Annotated in this window: 17 protein-coding genes; 8 read left to right on the top strand and 9 right to left on the bottom strand. The window is 70.8% G+C overall.

The features are described 5' to 3' along the window. Positions 1–26: 26 nt before the first annotated feature. Positions 27–1334, top strand: a complete 1308-nt coding sequence (locus tag BM109_RS01505) for an MFS transporter (RefSeq protein ID WP_256222259.1) — start codon at positions 27–29, stop codon at positions 1332–1334. A 1-nt stretch (position 1335) separates the two neighbouring features. Here BM109_RS01505 and BM109_RS01500 read toward each other — a convergent pair whose 3' ends face one another. Genes BM109_RS01500 through BM109_RS41100 form a run of 3 tightly spaced genes read right to left on the bottom strand, consistent with a single transcriptional unit; the run spans position 1336 to position 2073 of the window. Beyond that, on the bottom strand, positions 1336–1626 hold the full coding sequence (locus BM109_RS01500; RefSeq protein ID WP_093339966.1) for a 2Fe-2S iron-sulfur cluster-binding protein: 291 nt from the start codon (positions 1624–1626) through the stop codon (positions 1336–1338). Beyond that, entirely contained in the window at positions 1623–1913 is a 291-nt protein-coding gene (locus BM109_RS01495) for a VF530 family protein (RefSeq protein WP_093339963.1), read from the bottom strand. The genes BM109_RS01500 and BM109_RS01495 overlap by 4 nt, the downstream gene beginning before the upstream one ends. A gap of 10 nt (positions 1914–1923) precedes the next feature. Next, complete coding sequence (locus BM109_RS41100) at positions 1924–2073, bottom strand: hypothetical protein (RefSeq protein WP_177239215.1); 150 nt, start codon at positions 2071–2073, stop codon at positions 1924–1926. 87 nt (positions 2074–2160) lie between these two features. Here BM109_RS41100 and BM109_RS01490 point away from each other — a divergent pair, with 87 nt between their 5' ends. The 3 genes from BM109_RS01490 (at position 2161) to BM109_RS01480 (ending at position 4403) form a co-directional block, all read left to right on the top strand. Next, positions 2161–2679, top strand: a complete 519-nt coding sequence (locus BM109_RS01490) for a GNAT family N-acetyltransferase (protein ID WP_093339960.1) — start codon at positions 2161–2163, stop codon at positions 2677–2679. Position 2680: 1 nt separating this feature from the next. Further along, positions 2681–3364, top strand: a complete 684-nt coding sequence (locus BM109_RS01485) for a PepSY-associated TM helix domain-containing protein (protein WP_093339957.1) — start codon at positions 2681–2683, stop codon at positions 3362–3364. Positions 3365–3506: 142 nt separating this feature from the next. Beyond that, the gene (locus tag BM109_RS01480) at positions 3507–4403 is read left to right on the top strand and encodes a DUF808 domain-containing protein (protein WP_093339954.1); all 897 of its coding nucleotides are present in this window, start codon (positions 3507–3509) and stop codon (positions 4401–4403) included. 12 nt (positions 4404–4415) lie between these two features. Here BM109_RS01480 and BM109_RS01475 read toward each other — a convergent pair whose 3' ends face one another. Continuing rightward, entirely contained in the window at positions 4416–4634 is a 219-nt protein-coding gene (locus tag BM109_RS01475; protein WP_057597821.1) for a hypothetical protein, read from the bottom strand. Positions 4635–4752: 118 nt separating this feature from the next. On the opposite strand from BM109_RS01475, the gene BM109_RS01470 reads away from it, so the two are divergent. Then, on the top strand, positions 4753–5025 hold the full coding sequence (locus tag BM109_RS01470; RefSeq protein ID WP_093339951.1) for a DUF2164 domain-containing protein: 273 nt from the start codon (positions 4753–4755) through the stop codon (positions 5023–5025). Here BM109_RS01470 and BM109_RS41780 read toward each other — a convergent pair. Then, on the bottom strand, positions 4986–5888 hold the full coding sequence (locus BM109_RS41780) for a hypothetical protein (RefSeq protein ID WP_371268767.1): 903 nt from the start codon (positions 5886–5888) through the stop codon (positions 4986–4988). The genes BM109_RS01470 and BM109_RS41780 overlap by 40 nt on opposite strands. A gap of 32 nt (positions 5889–5920) precedes the next feature. Between BM109_RS41780 and BM109_RS01460 the strand changes: the two genes are divergently transcribed. Further along, entirely contained in the window at positions 5921–6352 is a 432-nt protein-coding gene (locus tag BM109_RS01460) for a hypothetical protein (RefSeq protein WP_256222258.1), read from the top strand. Between the two features lie 49 nt (positions 6353–6401). Further along, on the top strand, positions 6402–7199 hold the full coding sequence (locus tag BM109_RS01455; RefSeq protein WP_093339948.1) for an enoyl-CoA hydratase/isomerase family protein: 798 nt from the start codon (positions 6402–6404) through the stop codon (positions 7197–7199). Positions 7200–7214: 15 nt separating this feature from the next. Here BM109_RS01455 and BM109_RS01450 read toward each other — a convergent pair whose 3' ends face one another. Further along, positions 7215–8324 (bottom strand): M14 family metallopeptidase, encoded by a 1110-nt coding sequence (locus BM109_RS01450; RefSeq protein ID WP_093339945.1) that lies wholly within the window; start codon positions 8322–8324, stop codon positions 7215–7217. A 38-nt stretch (positions 8325–8362) separates the two neighbouring features. Further along, positions 8363–9673, bottom strand: a complete 1311-nt coding sequence (locus tag BM109_RS01445) for an MFS transporter (protein ID WP_093339942.1) — start codon at positions 9671–9673, stop codon at positions 8363–8365. A 151-nt stretch (positions 9674–9824) separates the two neighbouring features. Between BM109_RS01445 and BM109_RS01440 the strand changes: the two genes are divergently transcribed. Beyond that, on the top strand, positions 9825–10727 hold the full coding sequence (locus BM109_RS01440) for a LysR family transcriptional regulator (RefSeq protein ID WP_093339939.1): 903 nt from the start codon (positions 9825–9827) through the stop codon (positions 10725–10727). On the opposite strand, the gene BM109_RS01435 is transcribed toward BM109_RS01440, so the two are convergent. Both BM109_RS01435 and BM109_RS01430 read right to left on the bottom strand, forming a co-directional pair. Beyond that, positions 10728–11507, bottom strand: a complete 780-nt coding sequence (locus BM109_RS01435) for an enoyl-CoA hydratase/isomerase family protein (RefSeq protein WP_093339936.1) — start codon at positions 11505–11507, stop codon at positions 10728–10730. Then, positions 11504–12721 (bottom strand): CaiB/BaiF CoA transferase family protein, encoded by a 1218-nt coding sequence (locus BM109_RS01430; protein WP_093339933.1) that lies wholly within the window; start codon positions 12719–12721, stop codon positions 11504–11506. Before BM109_RS01430 ends, BM109_RS01435 begins: the two co-directional genes overlap by 4 nt. Between the last annotated feature and the right edge of the window lie 19 nt (positions 12722–12740).

Below are 12740 nucleotides of genomic sequence, written 5' to 3'. Positions count from 1 at the left end.
ACGGTGGGTGGGCTATCCTTGGACGGATGTCCGGCCCCGCCACTGGCTCCTCAGCCTCCGCCTCCTCTCCCCTCGATGCCGCCGCCGGCGCGGTGCCTTCCCCACCGAGTTTTTCCGACCTCACGCGTGAACGCCCGTTCATGCAGATGTGGGTGGCGCGCCTGTTCGGCACCGCCGCCTCGCAGATGCTGCTGGTGGCCATCGGCTGGCACATGTACGACCTGACCAACAGCGCCTGGGACCTGGGCCTGGTCGGGCTCTACCAGTTCGTGCCGGCGCTGCTGCTGGCGCTGCTCGCGGGCCACGTGGTCGATCGCCACCACCGCGGCCGCATCGTCGCGGCCTGCTTCGCGGTGCAGGGGCTGGTGGCGCTGGCGCTGCTGTTCGCGGTGCTGCGCGGCCACGACAGCCGCGCGCTGCTGCTGGGGCTGTCGCTGGTGCTGGGCGCGGTGCGCGCGTTCCAGATGCCGGCCCAGCAGGCGCTGACGCCGATGCTGGTGCCGCCGGTCATGCTGGCGCGCGCCATGGCCTTCAGCTCGGCCGGCATGCAGGGCGCGATCATCGGCGGGCCGGCGCTCGGCGGCCTGCTGTTCGTGGCGGGCATGGCGGTGGTCTACGGCGCGAGCGTGCTGTTCTTCGTGGTGGCCTGCGCGCTGGTGCTGCGGCTGCGCTATGCCTACGTGCCCAAGGCGCGCGAGCCGGTCACGCTCGGCACCGTGTTCGCGGGCGTCAACTTCATCTGGAACCGCAAGCCGGTGCTCGGCGCGGTCTCGCTCGACCTGTTCGCGGTGCTGCTGGGCGGCGCGGTGGCGCTGCTGCCGATCTATGCCAAGGACATCCTGCACACCGGCCCCTGGGGCCTGGGCCTGCTGCGCGGCGCGCCCGCGGTCGGCGCGCTGGTGATGTCGATCGCGCTCACGCGCCGGCCGATCGAGCGCCGCGTGGGGCGCGCGCTGCTGATGGCGATCGCGCTGTTCGGCCTGTGCATGGTGGTGTTCGGCATCTCGCGCAGCTTCATCGTCTCGCTGATCGCGCTCGCGGTCTCGGGCGGCGCCGACATGGTCAATGTGGTGATCCGCCAGACGCTGGTGCAGCTCGAGACGCCCGATGCCATGCGCGGGCGGGTCAGCGCGGTCAATTCGATCTTCATCGGTGCCAGCAACCAGCTCGGCGAATTCGAGTCGGGCGCCACCGCGGCGCTGCTCGGGCCGGTGGGCTCGGTGGTGGTGGGCGGCGTCGGCACGATGCTGGTCGCGCTGACCTGGTTCAGGCTCTTCCCCTCGCTGGCGCAGCGCGACCGGCTGGTGGTGGCGGCGCCGGCCGTGCGCGGCTGAGTCAGGCGTCGTCGAACAGCGAGAAGGCCTGCGGCGCGTCGATCGCGATGTCGCCCAGCGCCTCGGCCACGCAGGGCAGGATCCAGCGCTCGGCCTTTTCCTCGGCGCTCAGGCCCGGCCATTCGATGGTGTGGCGCGCCTCGCCTTCGAGCAGCTGACAGATGCAGGTGCGGCAGGTGCCGTTGCGGCACGAGCTCGGCATCTCGATGCCGGCCGCCTCGGCCGCCTTCAGCACGGTGGTGCCGGCCTCGGTCTCGAAGACCAGGCCCGAGGGCTCGAGGCGGACCTTCATGGCCGCGGCGTCGACGTGCCCTGGCGGCGCTGCTCGCGCAGCATGAAGAGGTAGAGGCTCTCGACCTTCTCGCGCGCCCACGGCGTCTTGCGCAGGAAGCGCAGGCTCGAGCCCACGCTGGGTTCGTGCGTGAAGCAGCGCACCGGCACCAGCTCGCCCAGCTGCTGCCAGCCGTAATGCGCCTGCAGCGCCGTCACGATGGCTTCGAGCGTCAGCCCATGCAGCGGATTGCGCGGCTGGGCCGGGGGCGCGGTGGGGGAGGGCGGCGAGGCCGGTGCGTCGCTCACGGGTGGCGGATCACTTGTTCTTGAGCTTGCCGCGCGGAATCACCGCCGTGGTGACGACCGCGCGCACCGGCTCGCCGCCGAGTGCCGGGGCCTTCGGCGGGGAGGTGTCCTTCTTCGGTTTCTTGCTTTCCTTGTTGGAACGTTGCTGACCCTTGGCCATGAGGTTTCTCCTGAGCTGCTGCGATGATGGGCTGGGAGTTTAGCGGTGCGGCGACAATAGGCGGTTCCATCCGTTTTTCCCGCATTCATGTCCGACCACGAAGTTCGCCCCGCCACGATGCGCGATGCCAAGGCCATCGCAGAAGTCCACGCCGCCGCCGCCAAGGCCGCCTACGAAGGCATCCTGCCCGAAGAGGAGCTGCGCGCGCTGGCGCTCGCCTCGCGCGAGGCCAAGTGGCGCGAAGCCATCGAGTTCAGCGAACCGCAGGTCCACGTGGCCGAGCTCGACGGCAAGGTCGTCGGCTTCGTCGGCTTCGACCGCTCGCGCGATCCCAAGACCCCGTCCACCGCGGGCGAGATCTGGGCCCTCTACGTCCGTCCCGAGCACTGGGACAAGGGTATCGGCGTCGCCCTCTGGGACGCCGCGCGCGAAGGCCTCGAGGAAGAGGGCTGCACCACGGTCACCATCTGGGTGCCGATCCGCAACGACCGCGCGATGCGCTTCCACGAGCTGGCCGGCTTCAAGCGCGAGATGAAGACCGCCAAGACCACGCAGATCGGCAGCGTGCGCATCGAAGAGATCCGCCTCAAACGCAACGTCGCCTGACATGGACGCCGGACACGCCCCGGGCCACGCCCGCCGGGTGCCATCGCACCAGCGCCGCACGCTCGCCGTGCAGTGGATCCGCCGCACCCATGGCTGGTTCGGCCTCTGGGGCGCGGTGCTCGGGCTGTTGTTCGGCTTCAGCGGCATCTGGCTCAACCATCGCAACGTGCTGAAGCTGCCGCAAGCGCAGGAACGCACCCGGGCCCAGCTCGCGCTGCCCGAGCCGGCGCCGGCCACGCCCGAGGCGATGGCCGCCTGGCTGCAGCAGGCCTTGCGCACCGACGGCCCGCCGCGCTCCACGCGCATCGAGCCCGCCAAGCCGGTGGCCTGGGTCGACCGCAAGGCCGATCCCGAGGCGCCCGCGCTGACGCAGCCCGCGCACTGGACCTTCAACTTCGGCGGCCCGAACCAGACCGTGCAGGCCGACTACTGGCAGGGCAACCGTTCGGTGGGCGTCGCCACCACGCGCAACGGCCTCGTCGCCACCCTCACCAACATGCACAAGGGCGGCGGCATGCCGCTCGCGTGGATCCTGCTGGTCGACACGCTGGCCGGCAGCCTGATCTTCCTGTCGCTCTCGGGCGTGGCGCTGTGGCTGCTCACGCACCGCCGCCGCGCCGTCGGCCTCGCGGTGTTCGGCGTCTCGCTGGCCACGATGCTGGCGATCGCGCTGAGCGCGCTCTGACGGCTCAGGGCTTCGGCCGACTGCTTTCGGCGTACATCGCGTGGCCGCGCCCGAAGGCGCGGGCCCGGCATGTGCGGATATTCACGGACCCTGCACACGGCAGCGGCTAAGCTCGCGCCTTTCATTTTCCTTTCGCCCATCCATGGCCTCCAGCCTGCTCCTGCTGCTCGACGACATCGCGACCGTGCTCGACGACGTATCGGTCCTCACCAAGGTCGCCGCCAAGAAGACGGCCGGGGTGCTCGGCGACGACCTCGCGCTCAATGCCCAGCAGGTCGCCGGCGTCAAGGCCGACCGCGAACTGCCCGTGGTCTGGGCGGTGTGCAAGGGCTCGCTGGTCAACAAGGTGATCCTGGTGCCGGCCGCGCTGGCCATCGGCACCTGGCTGCCCTGGCTGGTCACGCCGCTCCTGATGGTGGGCGGCGCCTTCCTGTGCTTCGAGGGCTGCGAGAAGCTGGCCCACAAGTTCCTGCACAAGGAAGAACACGCGGCCGACACCGCGCGCCACGAACAGGCCGTGGCCGATGCCGCGGTCGACGTGGTGGCGCTCGAGAAGGACAAGATCAAGGGCGCGGTGCGCACCGACTTCATCCTCTCGGCCGAAATCATCGCGATCACGCTGGGCACCGTGCAGGGCCAGCCCTTCACCACCCAGCTCAGCGTGCTGGTGGGCATCGCGCTGATCATGACGGTGGGCGTCTACGGCCTGGTGGCCGGCATCGTGAAGCTCGACGACGCGGGCCTCTACCTGAGCCAGCGCGGCAGTGCCGCCGCGCGCAGCGTGGGCCGCGCGATCCTCGCGGGCGCGCCCTGGCTCATGAAGGGGCTGTCGATCGCCGGCACCGCCGCGATGTTCCTGGTCGGCGGCGGCATCCTGGTGCACGGCGTGCCTGCGCTCGGCCATGCGGTCGAGGCCTGGGCCGCGACCTCGGGCGTGTTCGGCACGCTGGGCTCGATGCTGGTCAATGCCGGCGTCGGCATCGTCGCGGGCGCCGTGGTGCTCGCGGTCGTCGAACTGGTCAAGAAGCTGCGGCGCTGAGCGGCGCGCGGCTCAGCGCCGTTGCGAATCCTTGCCGCGCTTCACCAGCTCGACCACCACCAGCGCCGCGCCTAGCGCGAGCGCGAACCAGCCCACCACCGAGGCGCCCGCCACCATCTCGAACCAGCGCGTGCCCTGCAGGAAGTGCGGGCCCAGCAGCACGGCGGCGCCGATGAGCAGGCAGAGGATGCCGCGTTCGAGCATGCGGGGCTGGCGGGAGGGACGGGCCATGGAGATCGATCGGTTCGGTTGGGGGGAGCGGCCGCCGCATTCGCGCCGCGGCCGGGGGCCCGATTCTCCACGCATCGGCACAATGCCCTTTTCGAGCATCCAGCAAGGACCCCGCCGCATGACCATCGAGATTTCGCGCGAGCTGCGCCAGCAGGCCATCACCTCGATCGAGCGCTATTTCCGCGAGAACATGGAAGAGCCGATCGGCAACGTCGCCGCCGGCGCGCTGCTGGGCTTCTTCCTCGAGGAGGTCGGCCCCACGATCTACAACAAGGCCGTGGCCGACGTGCAGGAGCGGCTGCAGGCGCGCGTGTCCGAGGTCGACCTCGAGGTGCACGAGGACGAGTTCCGCTACTGGCACAAGTTCGACAAGCAGAAGAAGGGGCGGTAGGCCGCCGCGCAGCGATGGCACCGTACCGCGCACTCGACCACGTGGTGATCCGCCTGCGCGCGGTCGAGCCGCTGTGGTCGCTGCTCGCCGGCGAGTTCGGCCTGCCGGTGAGCTGGCCGCTGCAGCACAGCGCCTTCGCGAGCTTCGGCTGGATCAACGTCGGCAACACCAACCTCGAGCTCTGGGCCGCGCGCGACGACGCCGACATGCCGCCCGAGGCGCAGCCGCCGCGCGTGCAGGGCCTGGCGCTCGACCCGGCCGACCTGGAAGCGAGCATCGCCGAACTGGCCGCGCGAGGTATCGCCTGCAAGCCGCCGCGTGCGTACCGCACGCAGGACGCATCGGGCGCATCGGTCACCAACTTCACCAACGCGGTGCTGCTCGACCTGTCCTCCGATGCCTGCTGCGTCTTCTTCTGCGCCTGGGATGCGGCCGGCACCATCTATCCGTGGCCGGAGACGCTCGATGCGCCGCAGCGGCGTGCTCGCGATGCGGAGGTCTTCCAGGCCTGCGCGGGTGGGCCGCTGGGGCTGGTCGGTCTGCAGAGGATCGGCCTGGCCGTGCCCGACGAGGCCGAGGCGAGCGCGCGATGGCGTGCGTTGACGGCTTCGCCACAGGGCCCGATCGCTCTGATGCCCGACATCGCCGTGGCGCTGGCCCCGGGCCGACACCCGTTCGCGACCATCGAATCGCTGTGCTTCGGCGTGCGCTCGCTGCCGCAGGCGCGGGCCTTCCTGGCCGAACGGCAACTGCTCGAGGCCTCGCCGCCCGACGAGTTGGTGCTCGCGCGCCACGCCTGCGCGGGCCTCGACCTGCGCTTCGTGGAAGCGCCGCGTGGCGCCGGCGCATCGGACCGAATTCAAAACTGTCAGCAAACGTTGCAGAATCGACGGCCATGCCTCGCCATCGCACCGCCCCTTCCTCGTCGACCCACCCGCGCCCGTTGCGCGCCGCCTGCCTGCTGCCGCTGCTGCTGGCCGCCTCGCTCGCCTGCGCGCAGTCGCAGAACCCGGCCGACTTCCCGCTCGAATCGGTGGGCTACCTCAACGAGGAACTGCCGCGCATGGAGGCCGCCGTCGCCTCGAGGAACCGCGAGTTCTTCCATGGCGCGATGGCGCGCACCATCGAGTTCTCGGAACGCTGGGGCTTCAAGTCCAGGGCCAACCCGCAGCTCGCCAAGTACCCGATGTGCACCGATGCCGTGATGGACTACGTGGTGGTCGGTCTGTGCCGGCTCGATCCCGCGGGCGATGTCTGCGAGCCCGGGCTCGCGCCGCGCCTCGATGCCAACGTGAAGCGCTGCCGCGAGGTGGCCTCGCAGCGCTGAAAGAACAACGAGCGTGCGCGATCGGCGCGCACCGGAGACAGGAAAGACCATGGACTACGCCCGCTACCAGACCCTCGCCATCACGCGCCGCGGCGCCAATGGCACCGTGCTCGACATCCAGATGCGCGCGACCAACGGCAAGCTGCCCACGGCCGGCCACGACGGCCACCGCGAACTCGCCGAGATCTGGCGCGATGTGTCGGCCGACGACTCGGTGCGCTGCGCCGTGCTGCGCGGCGAGGGCATGGGCTTCTCGGGCGGCGGCGACCTCGGCATGGTGCAGGACATGACGGCCGACGACGCGATCCGCCAGCGCGTGTGGCGCGAGGCGCGCGACCTGGTCTACAACATCATCAACTGCGACAAGCCGATCGTGAGCGCGATGCACGGCCCGGCCGTGGGCGCGGGGCTGGTGGCGGGCCTCTTGGCCGACATCTCGATCGCCACGCGCGGCGCGAAGATCGTCGACGGCCACACCCGCCTGGGCGTGGCGGCCGGCGACCATGCGGCGATCGTCTGGCCGCTCCTGTGCGGCATGGCGAAGGCCAAGTACCACCTGCTGCTGTGCGAGCCAGTCAGCGGCGAGGAGGCCGAGCGCATCGGCCTGGTGTCGCTGGCGGTCGACGACGCGGAACTGCTGCCGCGCGCCTACGAGGTGGCCGACCGCCTCGCGGCCGGCAGCCAGAGCGCGATCCGCCTGACCAAGTACGCGCTCAACAACTGGCTGCGCCAGGCCGGGCCCACCTTCGATGCCTCGCTGGCGCTCGAATTCATGGGCTTCGCGGGCGCCGACGTGCGCGAGGGCGTGGCCTCGCTGCGCGAAAAGCGCGCGCCGAACTTCGGCTGACGCGCCGCCCCGTCTTCAGGCCTTGCGCAGGCCCTGCAGCGTCTGCAGCAGCACCACGCGCGTCTGCCCCAGCACCATGCCCTTCCACTCGTCGTTGTCGCAGTAGAAGGCGTCGCGCAGCTGGCGGCGGATCTCGCGCTTCTGTGCGTCGGAGGCTTCGGGATGGCGGCGCAGCCAGGTGTCGGCGCGCAGGCGCGTGAGCACCTCGTTGTCGGGCAGGGTGCCGAACTCCAGGCCCATGGGCGCGATGCGCGCGTTCGGGCATTCGTCGTAGGCGGTCGAGATCACCGGGCCCGAGACGTCGGCCGAGGCCGAGTCGCCCGCGAAGGGCGCGAACACGTCGGCGCCCCACCAGGCATGGGCCATGGCCAGGTCCTCGGGCGTGTTGCGGCCCGGGTAGATCTTCTCGCCGTGGCCATAGGGGCCCAGGCCCGTGTGCACGTCGATCCAGCCGATGTGCGTGGCCGAGGCCGCGTACTTGCGCAGGATCGACCGGATGGTCCTGTTGCTCCACGAGGGCGCGGTGCCGCCGTAGAACAGGCCGTCGGGTGAAACGTACTGGCCCTTGGTGACGGCGGCGCGGAAGGCGCGCATGCCGTGCTTGTCGATGTAGGCGGCCACGGCCGCCTCGTCGGCCGGCGTCGGCGGCCAGCTCGCGGGCAGCACCAGCGGTTCCACGTCGGTGTATTCGGCATTCACCGGCAGCGGCGCGCCGAAGTCGATGTGGTTGCGGTTGAGGTCGATGTTGTCTTCGTTGGTGCGGTGCAGGTGCGAGAAGCCGTGCGGATTGACGGCATGCAGCAGCAGCAGCGCCACGCCGGCCTGCTGCAGCCGCGCGAGCAGGTCCTCGTCATGCAGGGTCGCGACCTGCGCGCCCGAGCCGCAGAAGCCCTCGGGGCCGTGCGTGCCCGAGGTCACGAGCAGTAGCTTCTTGGCGTCGATGGCGCCGAGCAGCGCGACGTCGGTCGCGAGTTCCTCGCCGAGCGCGCCGCGGTGGGCAGCGTTGACGAAGGACTCGATAGCCGCGCCGCGGGCGCGCGCGGCCTCGAGGAACTTGGCGCGGGCCTCGACATAGGTGCCCGAGAAATGCCGCGTGGCGGCGGTGCTGTGGGTGAGAGCGGTCATGGAGGGATCGTGGGGAGGAATGTTCGAGACGACGGAGATCAGGCGTGCGCGCCGGCCGCGTCGATGTCGCGGCCCGTGTGGTCGCGCAGCCAGAGCAGGCCCAGCAGCGAGACCAGGGTCATGATGACCAGGTACCAGGCCGGCGCGAGCTTGCTTCCGGTGGCGTTGAGCAGCCAGGTGCTGATGAAGGGCGCGAAGCCGCCGAACAGCGCCACGCCCACGCTGTAGACCAGCGACATGCCGCTGGCGCGCACCGCCTTCGGGAACATCTCGGGCAGCATCGTGATGCCGGGCACGGTCTGGCCCACCAGGCCCAGGCTCAGCACGCCGAGCACGATGAACAGCACGGCGGGCGTGGGCGAGGCATTGAGCCAGAGGAAGCCCGGGTAGATCAGCACCACGAGGAAGACGCGGCTCCAGAGGATCAGCGGCTTGCGGCCCACGCGGTCCGACAGCAGGCCCACGAAGGGCGCGAAGGCGAACGAGATCAGGCCGGTGAGCGCGGCACCGAACAGCGCCACCGAGGGCGTGAGGCCGAGCTCGCGCACCGCGTAGGTCGGCATGTAGAAGGTGACGACGTAGGCGGCCGTGGTGCCGCCGACCAGCGCGAGGATGGCGGCCAGCACGGTCTTGCCGTGCTGCGAGCAGACGATCTTGAGGCTGCTCTCGCGGCGCGGCGCGGTGGCCGATTCGGGCGCGATCTGCAGCGATTCCTCGAGGTGGCGGCGGATGTACATGCCCACCGGCGCGATCAGCATGCCGAGGACGAAGGGCACGCGCCAGCCCCAGCTCTGCATGTTCTCGGGCGACAGCGTGAAGGTGAGCGCGCCCACCACCACCGCGCCGAGCATCACGCCCAGGCCCTGGCTCGCGAACTGCCAGCTCGCCATGTAGCCGCGGTTCTGCGGCGTGGCGTGCTCCACCAGCAGCGTGGTGGAAGCACCGACCTCGCCGCCGGCCGAGAAGCCCTGGATCAGCCGCGCCAGCACGATCAGCACCGGCGCCGCGACGCCGATGCTCGCGTAGGTGGGTGTGAAGGCGATCACCGCGCAGCCGAGCGCCATCAGGAAGATGGTCAAGGTCATGGCCTTCTTGCGGCCCGCGCGGTCGGCATAGGCGCCGATCACGATGCCGCCCAGCGGCCGCATGATGAAGCCGACGCCGAAGGTCGCGACCGTGAGCAGCAGCTGGCCGTAGCCGCTGAAGGTGGGAAAGAACAGCTTGCCGATCACCAGCGCGAGGAAACCGTAGACGGTGAAGTCGAAGAACTCGAGGCCGTTGCCGATGGTGGTGGCGACGATGGTCTGGCGCCGGCTGGCGGCGCTGTGCGCGGGACGGGTGGGGCTCATGTCTCGGGGTGTTGGTGTGGTTCTGTGGAATGCGGGTAGGTCGAAGGTCTTCGGCCGCGACGGATGCTAGAGAGTCGGTTGCTCGCTGAAAAGACAATAATTGGGCCAGTACGATAACTTTTGGTTGTCGCCCGTCCGGCACCCGTCCTCCATGAAACCCAACCAGTTGCACGCCTTCGTCGCGGTGGTCGAGCAGATGAGCATCCGCGCCGCGGCGCGCGTGCTCGGCATCTCGCAGCCCGCGGTGACCAAGATCGTGCGCGAGCTCGAGCGCGAGGTCGACGCGCCGCTGGTCGAGCGCAGCGTCAAGGGCGTGCGGCTCACGCCCTTCGGCGAGGCCTTCGCGCCGCGCGCGCGCATGCTGCTGGCCGACATGCAGCGCGCCCGCGAGGAGATCGCGCAGATCCGCGACGGGCTCACGGGCCGGGTCGCGCTGGCCGTCAGCACCTCGTTCGCGCAGACCATCCTGCCGGCGGCGTTCAAGGACTTCCACGGGCGGCTGCCGGCCGTCGACGTGCAGTTCAGCGAGGCGGTGCTGCCCTGGATGCTGGCGCGGCTGCGCGAAGGCTCGCTCGACTTCGCGGTGGCGCACGTGGTGCCGGGCCGGCTCGACCCGCAGTTCGAGGCCATCGAGCTGTTTCCGGTGAAGCTGGTGGTGGGGCTGCGCGAACGCCATCCGCTGCGCGCGAGCCGCTCGATGGCCGAGCTCGCGACCGCCGAGTGGATCCTGCCGGGCGACGATCACTTCAGCGGCCGCGAATCGATCTCGGCGCTGCTGCCGCTGGGCCTGCCGGCGCCGCAGCGCGTGATCCAGGGCCACTCGGTCACGGTCGCGCTGTCGCTGGTCGGGCAGATGGACCTGATCGGCCTGTTCGTCGAGCCGCTGGCCGCGCTGAGCTTCAAGCGCCACGGCATCCGGCGCGTGGACGTGGTCGAGACGCTGCCGACGCTCAACGTCTGCGTGGTCAAGCGCCGCGGCCAGTTGCTGACGCCGGCCGCGCAGCACTTCGTCGAATGCATCCAGCGCGCCTCGGCGCGCGCGCTCGCGGCCTGATCAGCGGCCGCGCCAGGCCGGCGGCCGTCCCTCGGTGAAGGCCGCCACGCCCTCGGCGAAATCGGCGCTGCCGTAGCAGCGGCGCACGAGGTCGTCGGTGTCGGGCGCGCCCTGCGTCGTGCCGCGGCGCAGCGCTTCCTTGGCGGCCGCCTGCGTCACGGGCGCCAGCGCGGCCAGCCGCGCGCACAGCGACTGCAGCGCGCCGTCGAGCGCCTCGGCCGCGCAGACCTGTTCGAGGAAGCCGCAGGCCAGCGCCTCGTTCGCATCGAGGATCTGCGCCAGCAGCAGCATGCGCCGCACCGGCTGCAGGCCCCAGGCCGCGCGCAGCCGCGCGAAGTTCAGCGACGACAGCGTGTTGCCCAGCGTGCGCGCGATCGGCACGCCGAAGCGCGCGCCCGGCGTCGCGAGCCGGAAGTCGCAGGCGGTCGCGATCGCGAGCCCGCCGCCCACGGCCCAGCCCTCGACCACCGCCACGGTCGGCATCGGCAGCGCCTCGATCAGGCCGATGCCGGCATCGATGCGCCGCTCGTAGGCCACGCCGTCGTCGCCGTCCGCGAAGTCGCGAAACTGCGCGATGTCGGTGCCGGCCACGAAGGCCTGGCCGCCCGCGCCGCGCAGCACCGCCACGCGCACCTCGCCGGCGCGCGCGGCCAGCGATTCGCAGTGCGCGGCGAGCGACTGGTACATGGACCAGGTCATGGCATTGCGCGCGGCCGGCCGGTCGAACACCAGCGTGGCGATGCCCGCCGTCACCGAGAGATGAACGCTGCCTTCGCTCATGACCCGAAGGCTCCGGCCGCGGCCAGCTCGCGCTGCGCCGACGCATCGATGCCGAGCTCGGCCAGCACCTCGGCCGTGTGCTGCCCGAGCAGCGGCGGCGCGCGCCGCACCTGCTGCGGCGTGCCGCCCATCTTCACCGCGAAGCCGATGTTGGGCACCTTGCCCTCCACCGGATGGTCGATCTCGATGCGCATGCGGCGGTGCCGGCCATGCTCGCTCTCGAAGGCCTCGGGGTAGCTGAGGATCGGCCCGGCCGGAATGCCCACGGCCAGCAGCCGGTCGATCCAGTGTTCGCAACCTTGTTGCGCGAAGCTGCGCTCGAGGCTTTCGATCAGCGCGTGCCGGTTCGCGAGGCGCAGCGATACCGTCGCGAAGCGCGCGTCCTCGAGCAGGTCGGGCCGCTCCAGCGTGGCGCACAGCGTCTGCCACAGCTTCTGGTTGGTCGCGCCCATCACGAAATGGCCGTCGGCCGCCTTCATCGCCTGGTAGGGCGCGCTCATGCGGTTGGCGGTGCCGAGCTGCTCGGGTTCGCGGCCGGTGCCCCAGTACTCGCTGATGTCCCAGATCGAGAAGGCCAGCGCGGAATCGAACAGCGAGGCATCGACGTACTGGCCGCGTCCCGTGGCCTTGGCGCCGATGTAGGCCGACAGCATGCCGTAGGTGGCGAACAGCGCGCAGCCGATGTCGGCCACCGGCACGCCGGCCTTGGCGGGCGGGCCGTCGGGATGGCCGGTCACGCTCATGATCCCCGACATCGCCTGCGCCATCAGGTCGAAGCCCGGCCGGCCGGCCCAGGGCCCGGTCTGGCCGAAGCCCGAGATGCTGACGTAGACCAGCCGCGGGTTGATCGCGCTGAGCGTCTCGTAGTCGGTGCGCAGCCGCTTCATCACGCCGGGGCGGTAGTTCTCCACCAGGATGTCGGCCTGCGCCACCAGCTTGTAGAGCACCTCGCGCCCGCTGTCGGACTTGAGGTCGAGCGCGATCGAGCGCTTGTTGCGGTTCATGTTGAGGAAGCCCATGCTGTCCGTGCCCTTGAGCTTGAAGCCCATGGCGCCGCGCGTCTGGTCGCCGCCCTGCGGCGGTTCGATCTTGATGACGTCGGCGCCGAGGTCGGCCAGCAGCATGCAGGCATAGGGGCCGGCCATGACCTGGCTCACGTCGAGCACGCGCACGCCGGCCAAGGGGAGGGGACGGGAGGAGGAGGTGTCGCTCATCGGTTGGCGTCTTTCAGGG

It is taken from the genome of Variovorax sp. PDC80 (assembly GCF_900115375.1).
Lineage (GTDB): Bacteria > Pseudomonadota > Gammaproteobacteria > Burkholderiales > Burkholderiaceae_C > Variovorax.
This window is presented reverse-complemented; position numbering and strand designations above follow the sequence as displayed.

Coding starts and splice junctions, on each gene's coding strand:
- BM109_RS01475 (WP_057597821.1), bottom strand. CDS start 4,634: ATGGCCCGTCCCTCCCGCCAGCCCCGCATGCTCGAACGCGGCATCCTC.
- BM109_RS01445 (WP_093339942.1), bottom strand. CDS start 9,673: ATGAGCCCCACCCGTCCCGCGCACAGCGCCGCCAGCCGGCGCCAGACC.
- BM109_RS01430 (WP_093339933.1), bottom strand. CDS start 12,721: ATGAGCGACACCTCCTCCTCCCGTCCCCTCCCCTTGGCCGGCGTGCGC.
- BM109_RS01505 (WP_256222259.1), top strand. CDS start 27: ATGTCCGGCCCCGCCACTGGCTCCTCAGCCTCCGCCTCCTCTCCCCTC.
- BM109_RS01435 (WP_093339936.1), bottom strand. CDS start 11,507: ATGAGCGAAGGCAGCGTTCATCTCTCGGTGACGGCGGGCATCGCCACG.
- BM109_RS01455 (WP_093339948.1), top strand. CDS start 6,402: ATGGACTACGCCCGCTACCAGACCCTCGCCATCACGCGCCGCGGCGCC.
- BM109_RS01450 (WP_093339945.1), bottom strand. CDS start 8,324: ATGACCGCTCTCACCCACAGCACCGCCGCCACGCGGCATTTCTCGGGC.
- BM109_RS01480 (WP_093339954.1), top strand. CDS start 3,507: ATGGCCTCCAGCCTGCTCCTGCTGCTCGACGACATCGCGACCGTGCTC.
- BM109_RS41100 (WP_177239215.1), bottom strand. CDS start 2,073: ATGGCCAAGGGTCAGCAACGTTCCAACAAGGAAAGCAAGAAACCGAAG.
- BM109_RS01500 (WP_093339966.1), bottom strand. CDS start 1,626: ATGAAGGTCCGCCTCGAGCCCTCGGGCCTGGTCTTCGAGACCGAGGCC.
- BM109_RS01440 (WP_093339939.1), top strand. CDS start 9,825: ATGAAACCCAACCAGTTGCACGCCTTCGTCGCGGTGGTCGAGCAGATG.
- BM109_RS01470 (WP_093339951.1), top strand. CDS start 4,753: ATGACCATCGAGATTTCGCGCGAGCTGCGCCAGCAGGCCATCACCTCG.
- BM109_RS01490 (WP_093339960.1), top strand. CDS start 2,161: ATGTCCGACCACGAAGTTCGCCCCGCCACGATGCGCGATGCCAAGGCC.
- BM109_RS01485 (WP_093339957.1), top strand. CDS start 2,681: ATGGACGCCGGACACGCCCCGGGCCACGCCCGCCGGGTGCCATCGCAC.
- BM109_RS01460 (WP_256222258.1), top strand. CDS start 5,921: ATGCCTCGCCATCGCACCGCCCCTTCCTCGTCGACCCACCCGCGCCCG.